A 15,390-nucleotide genomic window follows, 5' to 3' on the forward strand; every position below is an offset into this window, starting at 1 on the left:
CTCACATGAAACAGACGAACATACTTTCCCTTTATGATACAGAGGAAAAGGCTGGATGAAAAGCATCTGTCAAAAACGAAAAAACTTCCGCCAGCAATGACGGAAGTTTGGAGGACTTGGTTTTTACTTGAGCAAATGGAGGAATTCACGCATGAAGCCTGGCAAGTCTGGCCATGCATGTCCGGAAACAAGATTGCCATCGACATGGAGCGTTTCTGTTTGGTAGATCGCTCCGCACGCTTCTACATCGGGTCTGCATGCCTGGTAAGCTGTGATTTCACGGCCGGCTAAGTGCTCTCGAACAATGGTCAATACTTGAGAGCCATGGCAGATGGCTGCGACTGGCTTTTTCGTCTCGAAAAAGTGCGCCACAATCGGCTTCAAGTGCTCATTGAGCCTGATATGCTCAGGTGCTCGTCCACCCGGAATAATCAAGGCGTCAAACGCCTCAGGGTTAATGTCTGAGAATGCAACATGGGCGGGAAGCTGATAAGCTGGCTTTTCTGTGTATGTCTCACTGTGTGCTTCGAAATCATGGCAAACGGTGTGCAGGGTTTTCACGCTTGGTGCTGCAATGACCGTTTCATACCCTTCTTCCAAGCAGCGGTAATACGGATAGAAAACCTCCAGTGCCTCTACAGCGTCGCCTGTTACAATCAACACTTTTTTGCTCATCACACAGCCTCCTCAGGTCGATTTTTAAGGAATCACTCCTCCTGATTTCAATTCTTTGGCTGTACGGTGTGCTCCTGCCTCCTTTACCGCGAATTTACAAAACTTTCCTCGAAAACAGCCAAAAAGCTTTCCAAAAGTATCTTGGATAATCCACTCCAACTGGTAGAAACTACAACAAAAGACTACGAGGCAGGAGGGAGACGGCATGCGAGTTTTCCGCCTAATCATTCAGATCAGCTTGTGCGTGGTTGCAGCTATTTCACCACTAGAATCCGTCGCCGGAATTGCTCCGTCCGCCAATGAGCAAGACCCGGTTCTTCAAGAGCGCTTGCAAGTTTTTTTGCGCTTGGAATCGATGTACGGCATTCCGTGGAATTATTTAGCAGCCATTGATCAATACGAGCGAACCATGAAAATACGCCGGAAGAAGCAGGAGCAAGAAAACGTTTCGCGGCTAACAGCTGTGGACATTCCAAGCGAGCGTTGGGCAGGTGCATTTAATCCTGATGCAGAGGATACAAATCCGGTATCCATCCAATTTTTTAAAGGGATTGGGATGGATGGAGATGGCGATGGTGTCGCAGATCGTCACAACGATCTCGATGCACTCATTACGTTCGTTCACTACCTATCCCAATACGGCTTCTCCCACGAGGATTGGCAAATTGGTCTCTGGTCGTACTACCAGCGGGATCGTTCCGTGAAGACGATCAGACAGTTCGCGCAGGTGTATGCAAAATATCAACATCTGGACCTAGATGAGCGGCATTTTCCTATCCCCGCGAGGTACGATTACAGCTACCGCAGTACATGGGGAGCTCCGCGCGGCTGGGGTGGGCGTCGTATCCACGAGGGGACCGATATTTTTGCGAGTCACGGCACCCCTGTACTCAGCACAGCGTACGGAGTCATCGAAGTAATCGGCTGGAACAGGTTTGGCGGATGGCGAATCGGCATGCGTGACATGGGCAATGTGTACCATTACTTCGCACATCTGTCCTCGTTTAAAAAGGGAATGAAGCCAGGTGACATCGTGGAGCCAGGAGAAGTCATCGGATATATCGGCAGCTCTGGATATGGGAAGCCCGGGACCTCAGGCAAATTCCCTCCCCATCTGCACTACGGTATGTATCGGGAAACAGGTGGCGCAGATTGGTCATTTGATCCTTATCCGTATTTACGACGCTGGGAACGGCAAAAGAAGCGGCAATGAAGCCGCTTCTTTTTTTGGGCAGCTCTTTTCATTTTTCATTGACAGACATCATCCGTAAAAATACAATAAAAACAGAAAAACTGGACAATCGTCCAAAAAAGAGGTGAGAAAGTGACTACCCAGAAAAAAGCCGAAGCAAAACGGGCATTTTTGATTGAGCAAGCAACTGCTTGTCTGGCTGAAAAAGGGTATGCCCATGTTTCCTTGCGCGACATAGCCAAGGAATCTGGCGTCTCACTTGGCATTCTGCATTATTACTTTGCAAGCAAAGAAGAGCTTTTGCTCGCTGTAATCTCTAGCTACAAAGGACGCTTTATGGAGGAATTGGAACGCGAAGTGCTCGTAGCTCCATCTGGCGAATGGTCAGCTGCTCTAGCCCGTGTCTTGTGCCGAAGTCTGCAAGAGGATCGGAAGCTACATCGGCTCTGGTATGACTTGCAGGTACAGTCCATGTACGTTCCGGCGTTTGGTGAACAGGTAAAAGTCATTCGGTCCCGGCTGCATCAGCTCATCTCTCGTATGCTCGTACGATTGCAGCGCGAAGAACAATCCTCATTGACCATCGACGAAGACTCCGCAATCTCACTCATTTACTCTGCAATCGACGGATTCCTTTTTCAATTTTTGCTCGATGAGTTACAGAAGCCGGAAGAAGCGATTGCCCGTTTTGAACAGACCTTTGCCCATTTGATGCATACACTCTTCTCTTCCGAATCCTAATCTCCTGAATCGAGGTGAATCATGATGGCAGTCATGTCCATGAAAAATCCCGCCACTGGTGAGCTGCTTGGCTCTTTACAGGAAGCGACTCCAGAACAAGTAGAAGATGCGATGGCACGTGCGCGTCTTGCCTTTCCAGCTTGGTCCACTACAACGTTGGCCGAGCGTCTGGACTATTTGACACGGTTGCGGCACTATTTAGTCGATCACGGCGAAGAAATCGCCCGAAAAATTAGTGAGGCTACCGGAAAAGTTACATTGGAAGCGTACATGACCGAAATTTTTGTCACTGTCGACACGATCCGTTTTTATGAAAAACATGCTTCTCAAATGCTGGCCGATCAGCCGGTACCAACCTCTATCGTGCTGTGGCCGAAGAAATCGTATATCCACTACAAACCGATGGGTGTCGTCGCGGTCATCTCTCCGTGGAATTATCCGTTTCAGCTCGCCATCATTCCCGTATTATCTGCCCTCGTAGCAGGCAATACCGTTATTTTAAAACCTTCCGAGGTGACTGCTTCTACCGGACTTCTCATTGAAGAGGTGTTTTCTGCTGTTTCTATGCCGGATGGAGTCGTGACCGTCCTGCATGGAGGACGCGAGGCTGGACAGGCGCTGGTAGCTGCTTGCCCAGATAAAATATTTTTCACAGGCTCTGTTGCGACAGGTAAAAAAATTATGGCGGCAGCATCGGAGCATTTGATCCCGGTAGAACTAGAGCTGGGCGGAAAAGACCCGATGATCGTTTTTGAAGACGCTCATCTGGAGCGGGCAGCAAATGGCGCTGTGTGGGGGGCTTTTACGAACTCCGGACAGGTATGTATGTCTGTCGAACGCCTTTTTGTCCATGAAAAGATCTATCCTGAATTTCTCAAGCTGGTTACCGAAAAGACAAAAGCATTGCGCCAAAGTTATCCGAATCAGGCCGAAGTCGGTTCGATGACGTCTTCCCAACAAATCGGCATTGTCCACGAGCATGTGAGCGAAGCACTGGCTACAGGCGCGACCGCAGTCACCGGAGGACTTCCTTCCACTGACAGCATGTATATCGCTCCGACCATTCTCACAAACGTGACATCTGACATGAAAATCATGCGGGAAGAAACCTTTGGACCAGTGTTGCCGATCATGACTTTTGCCACCGAAGAAGAGGCTGTTCACCTGGCTAACAGCTCACCGTACGGGCTGAATGCCTCGGTATGGTCAGCCGATAAAACAAAAGCGGATCGCGTAGCTCGTCAACTCGACAGCGGCAATGTGTGCATCAATGACGTCATTATCAGCTACGCCAATCCCCATCTTCCTTTTGGCGGGGTCAAACAGAGTGGCATCGGCCGTTATCGCGGACCTTCAGGTTTGCAAGCCTTTACGCACAGCATCTCTGTCATCCATGATCCGGGCAAACGCAAGCGAGAGTTCAATTGGTATCCGTATACGAAAGATCAGGAGCTCACCTTTATTGGTTTAACGAACCTGTTGTACGGCAAGCTCCAAAACGTAAATCGCCGGACTTTGGGTGCGATCTGGCGCGAATTCAAGCGTCTGTTCTAGCCACACTGGAATACCGTTACTCCTTATTTCAGTGTGCCAAAACCGACTATATCCACATGAACTTTAACGTTTAATTTCGCTTTTTTATAAAGGGCGAGACCCGTTTCGCGCGTCCACTTGCCATAATATTTTTGGCGAATGCTCTCCTCAAGCTGCGCCGGGTCGACCCCTTGCTTTTGAAAACGTACCAGCATATCCACGCTTTCCTTTTTGATTCGTTTCTCAAGCTCTTGAACCATGGTCCGAAATTGAGCCCGCTTCTCCAAATCCTTGCTGCCTGAATAACCCACCAGCATCCCTCTTACCCGAAGCTCGATGTTGATGACAGGCTTTTTCCGGCTGCCTTTGCTTCTTACTTTCGTTTTTGCCCGCACAAAATCGAAGATGACCTTTTCCGTTTGTTTTTTACCTGCCTTCGTCTCTTGCTGGAACTCGAAGCTCATACGGGGCAAGCGTTCTCTACCCAGAAACCCCTGAACCAGCTTCCCCTCTCGCTGTGAGTACATTCCGATCATCCGGTCTACTCGAAAAAGGGCTGCCTTGGTGATCTGAATCTCTCCGTCACTGTGGATGAGATAAGGAACATTAGGGTCCATCGTGTTGCTGGTCATCATAAAAACAAAATCGTGAATGGTCGCAAACGACGAAAAGGCCGTTTCCACTCGCGGACGGAGCAAGTTGTTCAAATACGTGTTGATTTCTGGCCTGTGGTTATAGGTTCCTTTGATGACATCTTTCGCTTTTCCTTTTACGATGGCAATGTATACATTTTCTCCTACAATCGGATTGCGATAAAGATCAAGGATGACTTTTCCGATCCCTACTTTTCGGGCATATTCTTCACTGAACAAAATCACACGCAATTGCGAGAGGGACATGGTTCTCTCTGCTTTTGTCGCGAAATTCAGCATCGCCTCGCTCGTCATCGAGGCATAAGTCGAGTACACCTGTGTGGACTCCTTATTTTTGGAGGGAACTGGTACCGATACGGTGATATCGATCTTTTCACGATCCACATAATCGAAGCCCATAACCCCAATCATCGCCATGTCTTCCAGTGCAGGCCGTTCGAGTTCGCCCCCACACCCGCAAAGGCTGAGCAAGAGGATAACCGTAACAATGAACCTGCTCGCCCTCTTCATGATACATGCTCTCCTCTACCGAACCTCAAGGAATGCAGCAATAACAAAAAAATCGGCCACAAGATCAATCCATAGGCCATATAAACAGTCACCTTGTCATAAATGTAGCGTTGTTTTTCTACAGATAATGGCCCCACAATGAATAGAAACGAAATGATTGTCGGTAAAAGCAGATGCCACAGCCGAGTCTTTTCTGCCATCTCTTCAAGGCCGGTACGGGCAACCCACAAGTATCCCGTGCTCGTACTGAGAATGAGGAAGACCCAAAGGCCAATCCCGAGATTTTCGATCCGCTCCAAAAAAGACAGCTCTACAGCCTTAAACAAATTCAAAACGGGATAAATGAGATTGTCCATTTGCCATTCGGAAAAATAAGCTACACTTGTGATCAAGATCATGACGTACAACAAAACCACAATCCATACCCCAATCAGCACATGCTTGTGTGCCTTGTTCTTCTCTTGGATATATGGGTAGAAAAACAGGACCAATTCATACCCAAGCATGCTCGCGTAAGAATTGTGCACCGTTTCGGCTATACTTCGCCAATCTGTATTAAAAAGAGGAAAAATATGCATCATTCCTCCCTTTTGAAATCCGTACTGCAAAAGAAAAATCATCCAGCCCGTAAAAAAGAACGTTAGCAGGCAAAAACGCGCGATCAATTTAATGCCGCCGTTTGTAATGTAGACCATGACCAATGTCAATCCAAGCAATGGCAGTGTGACTGTCTGATTGCTCAGCATGGAGGTTTGCACCAGCCTAACGTATCCTTCATTGGCGGTAGATACGTTTAGAATGGCGTAGACGATGATCAGGATATTGAAACAGCGTCCCAGCCATTTTCCCAACAGCTTTTCGTGAATCCGAAAAAGATTATCCTCTGGATAGCGACGGCACAAGGCCATCATCGGAATTAGCGTTAAGCTGACGATGCATCCCAGCAAAATCGGAGACCACCACAGATTGTAGCCCATTTTACTTGCATGATGAGCCAGTCCAAGTAAATTAACCCCCACCATCGTATTCATAATCAATCCGATTACCAGGATCGGATTCAGGCTGTGAATTCTCCCTCTATCCATCTCCCTAGTCCTCCCCAACTGGCCGGACATGCTTTTGCTTTGCCCGGGACATGCGGTTGCGATTGACGATAAACCTTAATGGTGCACGTACGAGACTATTCATCAAATCGGTCCATTGACGCGGAACCCCCGGAGCCATGTACGGCGTCCCGAGTGATGTCAGATTGAGCAAGTGTGCGAATAAAAACGCCAGTGCCAGTAGCTGGCCGTACATGCCCAATACACCTGCCATCAAGATGAAACCATAGCGAACGAGCCGAATCGCATTACTCATCAAAAAATTGGGTGGCACAAAAGAAAGCAGTGCCGATACGGAAACAAGGACGATCAAGATATTACTGGCTAACCCCGCTTGTACAGAGGCAGTCCCGATCACAATACCGCCAACGATACCGATTGTCTGTCCGATTTTAGTCGGCATGCGTATCCCCGCTTCCCGCAGGATCTCGATGACGAGCTCAATAATGAGCACCTCGATCACGGGCGGAAAAGGCACCCGACTGCGTGATTCAGACAAAATCGTCAGTAAAGCGGGGGGAAGCATTTCCGGATGATACGTCAAGACAGAGACGTAACTGGATGTGAGCATAATGGTGATAAATAAACCGAAAAAGCGAATCATCCGCAGCAAGCTTGCCGTTGACCATCGATTGTAAAAGTCTTCGGGGCTGCTAAACATCTCCAGAAAGGAAGTCGGGCAGATTGCGGCATCCGGGCTGCCATTCAGCATGATCACGATTCTACCGTCCAACAAAGCTGCTGTTGCATTGTCAGGCCGCCCCGTCAAGCCAAACTGCGGGAACGGAGAGTACGGCTTGTCCTCCAGCATTTGCTTCAATATAGGCATCCCGACAAATCCGTGGTAAATAACATTGTCGATCCTTTTTTTCACACGCTCCACATTTTCCGCGTTCGCGATATTGTCCAAATAAATCACAGCTACCTTGTTCTGCGCCTGGGTGCCAATCGTGTAGCTCGATACTTTCAGATGAGGCGTAGCGAGTCTTCTCCGAATCAAAGACAAATTGATCTCCAGCATTTCAACAAAGGAGTCTTGCGGTCCAAGGACGGTCGCCTCCGTCTCGGATTTCGTAATGGAACGATGCGCGACCTGAAATGTATTCACATGCAGAATGAGATCCCTTTCCAAGAAAAACAAGATGGTATGACCACGTAGCAAGTTACTCATCAACGTCTCCATATCGTCGAGAAGACATTCCTGTGAAAAGGGGAGCGCCTGCATCGGATCTTTACCATCAGAACGCTGCAACGGAAGAAAGACATTCTCATAAATCTGGGACACATCCACCAGCGTATCGAGAAAAAAAACGTGTACCTCTTCGTCATTCATCTTCAATGACAAGCTGCTGAGGTCATCCACGTTTTGCATACATTGTTTTACCATATCCGGTGTAATTTGTTCGATGCGCCGCTTTGCTTGTATGGCCTCTACTTGCGCTCTCCACCAATCAGTCGGCTTCACGCTAGATCCCCCCTTTATTCAGGAAAATCTTTCTTACTTTGACCTGTCCGTGGTGATTTTATCCAAAAAAATAGAAAACGGGAGCCGAAGCCCCAGCTGAAATATCTCGTTCTCCATATGAACTGATTAGGCGAACTGCTTAGATAAATTAGCCATTTCGATCGCTGCCGTTGCTGCTTCCCAGCCTTTGTTGCCTGCTTTTGTTCCCGCTCGCTCGATGGCTTGCTCGATATTGTCTGTCGTCAAAACACCAAAAATAACAGGTATCCCAGTCGATAGAGATAGGGACGCAACTCCTTTTGCGGTCTCATTGCAGACGTAATCGAAGTGTGGAGTGGAGCCACGAATGACAGCTCCCAGTGTAACAACCGCATCATAGCGACCGGATTCCGCCATTTTTTTAGCGATCAACGGAATTTCAAATGCCCCTGGTACCCAAGCCACGTCTACCTGCTCATCTTCTACGCCATGACGCTTCAGGGCATCGAGCGCCCCTCCGACCAGCTTGCTTACGATCAATTCGTTAAAACGTCCTGCCACAATCCCTACACGCAAACCTGTTCCAACCAAATGTCCTTCAAAAGTTTTCATGCTCATTCCCTCTCCTTATCCGTGCAGATGAAGCAGGTGACCCAGCTTCTCTTGTTTTGTTGATAGGTACTGTTTGTTGTGCAGATGCTCCTGCATTTGAAGCGGCACCCGTTCTTCTACTGTTAATCCGTAACCGGTAAGCCCGCGGATTTTTCGTGGATTATTAGTCAAAAGCCGCATGCGTTGCACTCCTAAATCTCGCAAAATTTGCGCACCGATACCGTAATCTCGCAGATCAGCGGCGAATCCTAGCTTTTCATTGGCCTCAACCGTATCCAAGCCTTCCTCCTGCAACTTGTAGGCACGTAGCTTATTAATCAAGCCAATGCCTCTGCCCTCCTGGCGCATGTACAATAAAATGCCACGTCCGTTCGCTTCGATCTGTTCCAATGCAGCGTGTAGCTGTGGACCGCAGTCGCAGCGATGAGAGCCGAAAATATCTCCTGTCAAGCACTCCGAGTGCACGCGGATGAGAATGGGCTCATCCGGTCCGATCTCTCCCTTGATGAGAGCCACATGCTCTTTACCATCCAGCTCGTTCGTATAGGCCGCCATCCGAAAATCACCGTAGGCGGTCGGAAGCTGCACTTCGATTTCCCTTTTCACCATGGATTCCGTCCGCATCCGATACGCTATCAAGTCTGCGATCGTAATCAGCTTAAGATCAAAGCGGCGTGCGATCTCTTGCAATTGCGGCAGACGTGCCATGGAGCCATCCTCGTTCATAATTTCGCAAATGACTCCCGCCGGTATGCCCCCCGCCAAGCGAGCCAAATCAACTGCCGCCTCCGTATGTCCCGCTCTGCGCAATACACCGCCAGACTTCGCGATTAACGGAAAAATATGTCCCGGTCTACGGAAATCTTCTGCGGTCTTTTGATCATCCAGCATCGCCAAGACAGTCTGAGAGCGCTCATGAGCGGATATCCCTGTGTGTGTACTCCCTTCATCGATGGACACGGTAAAAGCCGTTCCTTGCTTGTCTGTATTGGACTTCACCATCGGATGGAGCTCCAAACGAGTTGCGTGCTCTTCTGTCACCGGTACGCAAACGAGTCCCCTTCCATGTGTAACCATGAAGTTGATCATTTCAGGCGTAGCCGCTTCGGCCATGCAGACAAAATCTCCTTCGTTTTCCCGATCCTCATCATCTACCACGATGACCGCCTTGCCCTGACGCAAATCTTCTAATGCTTCTTCTATGCGATGAAACATACTTTCTCCCTCCTTCTCACGCGAAGCCATTTTCCTGCAAAAAGGCTAGACTGAGCCCGCCAGATTTCTCTGTACCGCCATGGTTTTGATAACCTAACAAACGCTCTACATATTTGCCGATGACATCTGTTTCAAGATTCACCAAGTCCCCAGGTCGTCTGTCTGAAAGACTCGTATTCGCCAGCGTATGCGGAATGATTGAAACGGTAAAACCGTTATCGTTTACGTCCACCACGGTGAGACTGATGCCGTCTATGCAAATCGATCCACGGGCAATAACATACTTCAACAGCTGCGGTTTGGCCTCAATCCGAAACACGACAGCATTCGCATTCACCTCTCGTGAAGCAACCATTCCAGTCCCATCTACATGCCCGGAGACGATATGCCCGCCAAAACGGTCCCCCAGCCGCATCGCTCTCTCCAAATTCACTCGCTGTCCGCTGCGTAATTGCCGCAAGCTCGTCTTGTTCATCGTCTCTGGCATCACATCGACGCTAAACTGACGATTCGTATAAGAAGTAACCGTAAGGCAAATGCCATTGACCGAGATACTGTCCCCGAGCTTCACCCCTTCGAGTACCTGCTGTGCGCGGATGACCAGTCGACTCGCCTGCTCGTTCCCTTGAATCGATTCCAACACGCCCACTTCTTCGACCAGTCCCGTGAACATGCTCTCTCCTCCTCACTTGCTACGTCTGATCCTCCCATTGTGGGTACCCGATGATTTGTACATCACCTTTCCCGATCGGTGCGATCGTCACATTTGTCAGCTGTACCGCTTCTCCCATCGTCGCAAAGCCTTGACCACCGAACGGCGAGGGCGCGCCGCTTCCCCCGATCAGCTTTAGCGCGATATGGCTCACGACCTTTTGAATTGCTCTCGCCTGCAAAAAGGAGCCATTGACTTCCTGCCCGCCTTCCACAAGCAACGAGGTAATCCCCAGCTCTCCCAGCGTATCCAGCACCTTTTCCACGCGAATTGGCGCTTCCGTCGTGATGACCTTTACTCCTCTTACCGCAAGCAGCTTCTGCTTTTCCCTTGGTGCTGCATCTGTCGTAAAGATCCATGTCTTCGTATCTGCATTCTGGACGACACGGGCATCCAGCGGCGTCCGTAAATGACTGTCCAAAATCACGCGAACTGGCTGACTTCCAAAACACTGCTCTTCCTGGCGCGCCGTCAACAGTGGGTCATCAGCGAGAATCGTCCCAACCCCAACCAGGATCGCATCGTGCTGCCTGCGCAGTTCATGCACCTCTGCACGAGCCTCTGCTCCAGTAATCCACCGACTGTGTCCCGAGAACGAAGCGATTTTCCCGTCCAATGTGCTGGCCGTCTTTACCGTTACAAATGGACGTCTGGTCTGGATGTAATGGAAAAAGACTTCATTGAGCGCCTTCGCTTCCTCTTCTCTCACGCCCACCGCCACTTCCATCCCTGCTGCCCGCAGCATCTCCATTCCTCTTCCCGCCACTAGTGGATTCGGGTCGAGCGTCGCTACAACGACACGACTTACATCAGCTGCGATCAGCGCCTCTGCACACGGCGGTGTTTTCCCGTAGTGACTGCAAGGCTCCAGCGTCACGTACACGGTCGCGCCTTGCGCTTTTTCCCCAGCCATCCGCAGTGCGTGCACCTCAGCATGGGGCTCTCCTGCCCGCAGATGCGCTCCCATTCCCACGATGATTCCATCCTTCACAATCACAGCTCCGACCATGGGATTCGGGCTGGTTTGGCCTCTTGCCGATCGTGCCAGTTCCAGCGCCAGATCCATGTACTTGCTGTCCTGTTCCATACCGCACTCCTTTCTGTTCCATCATTCCAGCCAAGCACAACGCAAAAAGCCCTTGAAACCTCAGAACGTTTCAGGGCATAGGGAAAGAAGCCTTACCTCATCCGTTTTTCGAAAAAACAAATGAAGAAAGCACAAAATCTTCTTCCATCCGGACTGTACCGTCGGCTCTGGGTTTTCACCAGATCAGTCGCTGTAAGCGTGGTCAGCGAGTCGCGGGCTCAGACGTACGTACGTCATTACCGCCGGTCAGGAATTTCACCTTGCCCTGAAGATTGTCGCTATGAAGTTTTAACGAAAAACAAAAACGCCCATGAATATTATGCTCAGGGCGTTCAGAAAGAAGCCTTGTTTCTACCGTTTTTTGAAAAAACAGCGAAACAGGCCGTTCCAAATACCTTCTCCCATCCGGACTGTACCGTCGGCCTTGGATTTGCACCAAGTCAGTCGCTATCAACTGCTTACGATAGCGAGTCGCGGGCTCAGACGTGCGTTCGTCATTACCGCCGGTCGGGAATTGCACCCTACCCTGAAGGCTGGTATTCAGTTAGGCAAAGTATAGCACATTTTTCACTATTGTCTGTAATCATTTATTGGAGAAGTGCACTTACTCTTGCTCGCACTCTTCGAGGACCGTCAGGAGTTCTTTCAAATCATTTATGTACGCCTTTGGCACAACACCATTTTGCTCCATGTCCTGCTCATTCCCTTGATAGGCAATAAAAGCGACTTGTCCGTCGCAGGCCGCCTTACCATCGATCCACGAATCCCCGATCATCGCCCAAGCCGAAACAGGCCAATCTGGCTTGCGGCTGCGAATAGAGTGAATGCCCGATGGAGATGGCTTCAAGGTCGTCATCTGCTCGCGGGCGACGATTTCGTCAAAGTAGGAGGCGATTCCCGTCTCGTTCAAAGCCTCCTCTGCAGCGGCATACGCGTTGTTGGTTAGGATATACAGCTGATAGCGGTTCTTTAACTCCTCTAGCACTTCTACCGCGTGCTGCTCCAATACAGCTCCATGCATCCCTTCCTTCTCGATCGCGGTTACCGCATCCCACATCGCTTGCTCCAGCTCTATCGTCATCTGCTCCGCTTTTCTCCCGATCTCAATGAGCTGCGATGCGGTATGCTTTTCCCACTCAAGTGTTGGAGAAACGATCCCATTGTCTGCCCATAGCTGAAAAATAGCCCGCTTCATCTCGGTAAAATTGATCCTGGATTGCAGCAAGGTGTTGTCCATATCGAAAATAATGCCTTTTTGAAAGGTTCTGCTCATTTTGTGCCTCCTTTTTTGACAATACGCCATGCTGGTTCAAGAGTTCACCCATGTGGGGGATACTTCCATTTTATCAAAAAGAGGACCATCCCTCAGTCATTTAATAACTTTTGGGACAGCCCTTTTTGGGTTAGGTATTGTGTTCCTATTGCTTCTTCTTGGCGCTGTCTACTTCATACGGTACATCCTTTGGAACTCCACCAGCTGGCCAGTCTTTTGCCTTTTTGGCAAAGTCTGGACGAGGCTTGGACAAAATATAGGCTGCTAGGTCCGCTGCTTCTTGATCTGTTAACGAGCCTTGCTTGATACCGCCCATTTCCCCTAGAGGCATATTGCGTTGAATGTAGCCAGCAGCTTTGGAAATTCGGGCCATACCTGCACCAATATTGAAGGAGTTATCCCCCCATAGCGCTGGTCCAGTGTTTGGTCCTGTTCCTGAACCATCAGCTGCATGGCATTGCAAACACGATTTTTGAAAGAGGGCTTCTCCATTTGCCACATTCGGTTGAGGTACGCTCTTCATATCGTTTTTCTCTATCCACGGGCGCTCTTTAATTCCTACTGGTACATCTGTTGAGATATATGTCAGATAGGCAACCATCGCTCTCATTTCATCGCTGTTGTAAGGCAATGGCTTTCCGTTCATGCTTCGTTGAAAACAACCATTGATGCGATCTTCAATGGTAAGCACTTTGCCTGACCTTGGAATGTACTGGGGATAGACTGCGGTGACACCCGTTAAAGGGGAGGTCGCATCCATTCCGGCATTACCGTGACAGCTGGAGCAGGAGAGCTTATTCCCTGTGTATTCAGGGATCACTGTGCTCGTTTCATTCATTAACTTATGTCCATACTTAATCGATTCTCCCAATGGCCCTTCTGGCACCTTGTCCATACTAGGCGGGGTGTAGGAATCTAGATTGATCGCTCCAGCTGCCCCACTCGCTGTTTTATCTTTGGCCTCACTCGCTGTTGAGGTGGGTTGAGCCGTCGGCTGTGTAGCACAGCCTGCAAAGACCAGCATCGCCACTACCACCATAGACAGCTTCTTCCAGCCTGTCTTCTCTTTTTTTATCATAGGTCTCACTCCTCCATGTTGATCGTGCATTCACTACAGGAGAGTAGCAAGAGGCGTGCCATACGATAAAAGCAGGAAAACGAACGGCTTGACGCTTCCAAACAGCAAGAAAAAGAAAAGACCATGCCAAAATGTCATGGTCAGTACGCGACAAAATGTCACGGTCGCAGCTCGTACTCTTCGATTTTTCGATACAGGTTGCGTACGCTGATCCCTAGCTTCTCAGCTGTCTTGGTCTTGTTCCACTGCAAAACGTCCAGCACATGCTTGATATGTTCTCGCTCTACATTTTTCAGTAAAAATGCCTCTTCCTCCCCAGTTTCTGCTGATAAAAAGAGCTTCCTATCTGACGGGTTGTGAAGTACTGACTGTTCGTGTGGAAAGAGATCCTTGTCGTCAATTTCCTCTCCTTTTGCCAAAACGACAGCACGTTCGATCATATGAGCCAACTCTCGAACATTCCCCGGGAATGAGTAGGCCAAAAGAGCTGCCTGCGCTTTCACAGAAAGCGGTTTGACTGGATACTTACGCTTAAGTCGATTCAAAAAGAAAGCCGACAGTGGCAAAATGTCCTCTCTTCTCTGGGTGAGAGGTGGAATCGTTATATCCATGACATGCAGCCGGAAATAAAGATCGGATCGGAACGTTCCTTCTTCCACTTTCTTTTCCAGGTCGGCATTGGTAGCAGCAATGATACGAACATCCACCTTGTGCAGAATCGGGCTCCCTATTCGGCGAAATTCGCCGGTTTCCAAAAAACGGAGCAGCTTGACCTGCAAAGGAAAAGGCAAGTCCCCTACTTCATCCAAAAAGAGCGTCCCCAGGTGGGCAATCTCTACCAGTCCCTTTTTCTGTGCAGTTGCGCCTGTAAAGGCTCCCTTTTCGTGCCCGAACAGTTCACTTTCCAGCATCGTTTCAGGTATCGCCCCTAAATTGATCGGTACGAATGCCTCTGATGCTCTCTCACTACATTCATAAATGAATCTCGCGATGACATCCTTCCCTGTTCCACTTTCCCCTTTTAAGAGAACGAGAAAGTCCGTACTGGCTACTCGCTCGGCAGTAGCTAGGACCTCTTTTAGCTTCGGGCTTTCCGCAACGATTTGAAACGTCGTTTTCCCGTTTGTCGATAGAGCTTCCTTCAACTGTTGGTTTTCCTCGGTCAACTGTTGGTTTTCCTCGGTCAACAGCTGTTTTTCGACGGCCTTGGAAATCAAAACCTCCAATTCATTGAGGTTGTAAGGTTTTGTCAAATAATCATAAGCGCCGCGTTTCATCGCTTCGATTGCAGTTTCGATAGTTCCGTGTCCGGTCACAACAATGATTTGAATGGCAGGAGAGGTTTCCTTGCACCATTGCAGAAAAGAGAGACCGTCCATCCCGGGCATTTTCAAATCAAGCAGAATGACATGAATCGTTTCGCTGGTTACCAGCTGCTGTGCACTGATTCCGTCAGATGCTTCCAGCGTGGTATATCCTTTTCTCTTTAATCGACTGGTTAATAGATGGCGGAAATCTGCTTCGTCATCAACGATGAGTATACGTGTGTCAGCGTGCATCTT

At 49.3% G+C, this 15,390-nt stretch carries 14 protein-coding genes and 2 riboswitches; of the genes, 3 read left to right on the forward strand and 11 right to left on the reverse strand.

Annotated elements, in window-relative coordinates:
- Positions 1-123: 123 nt before the first annotated feature.
- Positions 124-675, reverse strand: coding sequence for a DJ-1/PfpI family protein (locus tag ACFVS2_RS14240; protein ID WP_106837030.1), 552 nt, complete (start codon positions 673-675; stop codon positions 124-126).
- A gap of 205 nt (positions 676-880) precedes the next feature.
- Here ACFVS2_RS14240 and ACFVS2_RS14245 point away from each other — a divergent pair, with 205 nt between their 5' ends.
- From ACFVS2_RS14245 to ACFVS2_RS14255, 3 genes are all read left to right on the forward strand, one after another.
- Complete coding sequence (locus ACFVS2_RS14245) at positions 881-1,888, forward strand: M23 family metallopeptidase (protein ID WP_390234874.1); 1,008 nt, start codon at positions 881-883, stop codon at positions 1,886-1,888.
- Positions 1,889-1,999: 111 nt separating this feature from the next.
- A complete protein-coding gene (locus ACFVS2_RS14250; RefSeq protein ID WP_390234877.1) occupies positions 2,000-2,608 on the forward strand; it encodes a TetR/AcrR family transcriptional regulator in 609 nt (202 codons plus the stop codon).
- Positions 2,609-2,629: 21 nt separating this feature from the next.
- The gene (locus tag ACFVS2_RS14255) at positions 2,630-4,162 is read left to right on the forward strand and encodes an aldehyde dehydrogenase family protein (protein WP_390234879.1); all 1,533 of its coding nucleotides are present in this window, start codon (positions 2,630-2,632) and stop codon (positions 4,160-4,162) included.
- Between the two features lie 23 nt (positions 4,163-4,185).
- On the opposite strand, the gene ACFVS2_RS14260 is transcribed toward ACFVS2_RS14255, so the two are convergent.
- The 10 genes from ACFVS2_RS14260 to ACFVS2_RS14305 all read right to left on the reverse strand — a co-directional run bounded on the left by ACFVS2_RS14260 (position 4,186) and on the right by ACFVS2_RS14305 (position 15,387).
- Positions 4,186-5,304: a Ger(x)C family spore germination protein gene (locus tag ACFVS2_RS14260; RefSeq protein ID WP_390234882.1), complete on the reverse strand. Its 1,119-nt coding sequence runs from the start codon at positions 5,302-5,304 to the stop codon at positions 4,186-4,188.
- Entirely contained in the window at positions 5,301-6,389 is a 1,089-nt protein-coding gene (locus ACFVS2_RS14265) for a GerAB/ArcD/ProY family transporter (RefSeq protein WP_390234884.1), read from the reverse strand. Before ACFVS2_RS14265 ends, ACFVS2_RS14260 begins: the two co-directional genes overlap by 4 nt.
- Before the next feature lie 4 nt (positions 6,390-6,393).
- Entirely contained in the window at positions 6,394-7,872 is a 1,479-nt protein-coding gene (locus ACFVS2_RS14270; RefSeq protein ID WP_390234887.1) for a spore germination protein, read from the reverse strand.
- A 126-nt stretch (positions 7,873-7,998) separates the two neighbouring features.
- Positions 7,999-8,463 (reverse strand): 6,7-dimethyl-8-ribityllumazine synthase, encoded by a 465-nt coding sequence (gene ribH / locus ACFVS2_RS14275; protein WP_039959874.1) that lies wholly within the window; start codon positions 8,461-8,463, stop codon positions 7,999-8,001.
- 15 nt (positions 8,464-8,478) lie between these two features.
- Complete coding sequence (locus ACFVS2_RS14280) at positions 8,479-9,678, reverse strand: bifunctional 3,4-dihydroxy-2-butanone-4-phosphate synthase/GTP cyclohydrolase II (RefSeq protein ID WP_173616508.1); 1,200 nt, start codon at positions 9,676-9,678, stop codon at positions 8,479-8,481.
- A 16-nt stretch (positions 9,679-9,694) separates the two neighbouring features.
- Entirely contained in the window at positions 9,695-10,351 is a 657-nt protein-coding gene (locus ACFVS2_RS14285; RefSeq protein WP_173616509.1) for a riboflavin synthase, read from the reverse strand.
- 19 nt (positions 10,352-10,370) lie between these two features.
- The gene (gene ribD, locus ACFVS2_RS14290) at positions 10,371-11,477 is read right to left on the reverse strand and encodes a bifunctional diaminohydroxyphosphoribosylaminopyrimidine deaminase/5-amino-6-(5-phosphoribosylamino)uracil reductase RibD (protein ID WP_173616510.1); all 1,107 of its coding nucleotides are present in this window, start codon (positions 11,475-11,477) and stop codon (positions 10,371-10,373) included.
- A gap of 132 nt (positions 11,478-11,609) precedes the next feature.
- A riboswitch (FMN riboswitch) is annotated at positions 11,610-11,754 on the reverse strand.
- A 112-nt stretch (positions 11,755-11,866) separates the two neighbouring features.
- Positions 11,867-12,015, reverse strand: a riboswitch (FMN riboswitch).
- 66 nt (positions 12,016-12,081) lie between these two features.
- A complete protein-coding gene (locus tag ACFVS2_RS14295; protein ID WP_390234891.1) occupies positions 12,082-12,750 on the reverse strand; it encodes an HAD family hydrolase in 669 nt (222 codons plus the stop codon).
- Between the two features lie 145 nt (positions 12,751-12,895).
- Positions 12,896-13,828, reverse strand: a complete 933-nt coding sequence (locus ACFVS2_RS14300) for a c-type cytochrome (RefSeq protein ID WP_390234892.1) — start codon at positions 13,826-13,828, stop codon at positions 12,896-12,898.
- 158 nt (positions 13,829-13,986) lie between these two features.
- Complete coding sequence (locus ACFVS2_RS14305; protein ID WP_390234894.1) at positions 13,987-15,387, reverse strand: sigma-54-dependent transcriptional regulator; 1,401 nt, start codon at positions 15,385-15,387, stop codon at positions 13,987-13,989.
- Between the last annotated feature and the right edge of the window lie 3 nt (positions 15,388-15,390).

The sequence above is a fragment of the Brevibacillus sp. NPDC058079 genome, from assembly GCF_042885155.1.
Lineage (GTDB): Bacteria > Bacillota > Bacilli > Brevibacillales > Brevibacillaceae > Brevibacillus.